4 protein-coding genes are annotated in these 2,904 nt (G+C 47.0%); 1 reads left to right on the forward strand and 3 read right to left on the reverse strand.

Annotated features, from left to right (window positions below):
• The 3 genes from V3S16_RS01865 to V3S16_RS01875 form a co-directional block, all read right to left on the reverse strand.
• Nucleotides 1-724, reverse strand: a 724-nt coding sequence (locus V3S16_RS01865) for a translation initiation factor IF-2 N-terminal domain-containing protein (protein ID WP_413882973.1), incomplete at its 3' end; no start/stop codon positions are given.
• A 165-nt stretch (nt 725-889) separates the two neighbouring features.
• Nucleotides 890-1,333: a ribonuclease HI gene (gene rnhA, locus V3S16_RS01870; protein ID WP_413882974.1), complete on the reverse strand. Its 444-nt coding sequence runs from the start codon at nt 1,331-1,333 to the stop codon at nt 890-892.
• Between the two features lie 41 nt (nt 1,334-1,374).
• A complete protein-coding gene (locus tag V3S16_RS01875; RefSeq protein WP_413882975.1) occupies nt 1,375-2,118 on the reverse strand; it encodes a hypothetical protein in 744 nt (247 codons plus the stop codon).
• 369 nt (nt 2,119-2,487) lie between these two features.
• Between V3S16_RS01875 and V3S16_RS01880 the strand changes: the two genes are divergently transcribed.
• On the forward strand, nt 2,488-2,904 hold a 417-nt coding region (locus V3S16_RS01880; RefSeq protein ID WP_413882976.1), incomplete at its 3' end, for an ABC transporter ATP-binding protein.

Raw genomic sequence — 2,904 nt, forward strand, 5'->3', positions numbered from 1 at the left:
GGACGGCCTCTTGCACCGTTACCGTATAACCCATCTCATTTGCAAGATCGGTTGCCAGCTTTACGCCCAGAATCTGGTTAACGGTAACGGCAGTTCCCTTTACGAAGAGCCTTTTGATGATTTCGGCTACGGGGGCGTTTAAATTTTCGGCAAAATCCTTTACGGTTATTGCGTCGTCAATTGCCAGCTTTTTACTTTCCTCTTCCTTTTTTTCGCGATCTTCCTCTTCTTCCTTTTTTTCGCGATCTTCCTCTTCGATAAGCTTTTGAAGCTCCTGTTCTTCCTTTTTCTTTTGTTTTGCCTCTTCTTCCTCTTTTTTAAGCTCTTCTTCTTTCTTTTTCTTTCGTTCTTCCTCTTCGGCCCTTTTGAGCTCTTCTATCTTTTTTTCTTTTTCCTTTTCCTTTTCTTCCGGGACGGTCTCGGTTTTTTCAGTCTTTACCGTTTCCTTTACCGCAGGGGCCGCTTTTGCTTTCTTCTTCTTTGCCTCTGTCGGGGCGGTTTTGGCGGATTTTTTGGTTTTTGCGGTCTTCTTGGACGGCGCGGTTTTGGCCTTTGCATCGAGTTTTCCGGCGGGTTTTCCGGCGAGTTTTCCGGTAATGGCCGTTACCGCCTTTGCGTCCACCGTGGAGGAGGCCGTTTTGCCCTTTATACCCATCGTTTTGAGCTCGGCGATTATGTCCGCACTTTCCGCCCCTATTTTCTTGGCAAGTTCGTATATTCTCATCCGTTTTTCCTCATATAAACATGAGATGATAGCACATTTAGCGGCCATGATGCGCCATCTTAATAATTCCTAAAGTATTATCTTCCGCTTAGGCGGGAAATTAAAGAAGGGGGTCCGGATAGAGGCTGCCAAATGGGCTATTCGTGATGAACTCTTTTGCCGCGGTTATCTTTGTTTTTCGGCCGCCGCCAGTGCAAGCGCGTCGCAACGTTCGTTTTCCGGGTGGCCGGCATGGCCCCTGATCCATATCCATTCAATTTCGTACCGGCCTGCAATCGAATGGAGTTCTTCCCACAGTTTCCGGTTTTTCACGGGTTTTTTTGCGGAGGTCTTCCATCCATTTCTTATCCATGAATCTATCCATTCCGTCATGCCCTTTGTTAAGTATTGGGAATCGCTTGTGATTCTTATCCTGGATTTTGGCGCCACCGTTTTGAGCGATTCCAGGGGGGCGGTGAGTTCCATTACATTGTTGGTGGTGTTTTTCTTTCCTCCCGACATCTCCCTGTCGCCTTTTTCGTCACGAATAATCGCTCCCCAGCCTCCCGGGCCGGGATTTCCAAGACAACTTCCGTCGCAGAATATCTCGATAGTTTTTTTATCGGGCATTAATATTGGCCGGCTTTGCCGGTATTTGAAAAAGGGACAAGCTAAAAGTCGAAATCTATCTGCCAGGTCATTTTGTCTCTGTTCATTCTTTCGTCGTTGTAGCGGATGAATCCGATGACCAGGGCGGCGTTTTCCGAAAACGCCCATGAAACGCCTAAAGACCACGCCCCGTACTCGCTGAAAGTCTGTTGGTAGTCGATGCCGAACCACAGCCTTTCGTTAACTTCCGGCAGTCTCCTGTCGAAACCGAAGAGCATTCCGTGATGGTCCGCTTCGTCGTTTATGTTCCTTAGATGTTCAGTGTTTCCACCGAAATAACCGAAGGTAAAGCGCCCCATAAAAGAGAATGTTTTTGCTGTCTCTATGTAGAATATGTTGTAGTTCGTATCCACATCGGTGCCAAAGCTGTAACCCCCAATCGCAAAGCCCGGCATCTGATTCGCAATTGCGCCCTCCGGTATTGCCACTTTGAAATTAACATACACCGGTTCATCGGTGGGTTCTCTGATGTCAAACCCGAATTCCACTTGAAATATTCCGGTATCCAGCATCCCGAATGTAAGGCCGAAATCGGTAGGTTCCTCGTAGTCGTCGGCCACGTTCGCATTGCCGGTGCTATCCGCACCTCTCGGTTTGTACATTGCCGTATTAATATCAATTCCAAGATGCACCGTCCCGTAAGGCTGTACGTCAACGGAGGGGATTCTGATAAGGGAAGAGGGCGTTGCTCCAGCCGTTGTGGATAAAAACGCATATAAAAGAAGAGCGAAAACGATTTTTTTCATATCACGTCCAATAATGGTGTCAACAATTCTTCTCCAGCCGCCTCAAACCAAAACCCACCCATCGATAATAGCATCTATTGGAATATGCACTCCATATTCCAATGAATTTTATTCTAAAGTATTTGTACATCATTCAAAAGTAAATGTCAATACCCCTCAACCGGGAGACGTGGCATTAGAATATTACTTAGGAGTACGGAATTGACCTTCTTTCCGTCATGGAGATAATCAGAGTGACAGATATAATCTTCATTCCCAATCTTTCCCGTTGTGTAAGAAGTCGGGGGGAAGGTGGGCATTTCAAACCGACCCACCACCCGGTACTCCGCGTGATTCAACTTTTCCGGCAATTGGTATAAAATTGTTCGGATGATTGTTTTTGAGAACGCGAGAAAAAACTACGGGAATGTGGAGGCGGTTAAAAGCCTAAACTTAAAGGTTGCGCCGGGGGAATGTTTCGGTTTTCTGGGGCCGAACGGCGCGGGCAAAACAACGACGATAAAGATGCTGGCCGGCCTTTTAATACCAACCAGCGGAAGGGTTTTTATCGACGGGCACGATATACAAAAAGAGCCCGAAAAAGCCAAAAGCGTTATAGGCTTCATTCCGGACAATCCCTTTATTTACGAAAAGCTTACCGGCAACGAGTTCCTCGATTTCATGCTGGACCTTTACGGCATGAAAAGAGAAGAGGCCCTGGATGAAAGGCGGAAGTTTCTTGAGCTGTTTTCACTTACCGAATGGCAGGACGAGCTTGTGGAAAACTACTCCCACGGGATGAAGCAA

It is taken from the genome of Candidatus Desulfatibia sp. (assembly GCF_036446775.1).
Lineage (GTDB): Bacteria > Desulfobacterota > Desulfobacteria > Desulfobacterales > UBA11574 > Desulfatibia_A.

Coding starts and splice junctions, on each gene's coding strand:
- V3S16_RS01875 (WP_413882975.1), bottom strand. CDS start 2,118: ATGAAAAAAATCGTTTTCGCTCTTCTTTTATATGCGTTTTTATCCACA.
- rnhA (WP_413882974.1), bottom strand. CDS start 1,333: ATGCCCGATAAAAAAACTATCGAGATATTCTGCGACGGAAGTTGTCTT.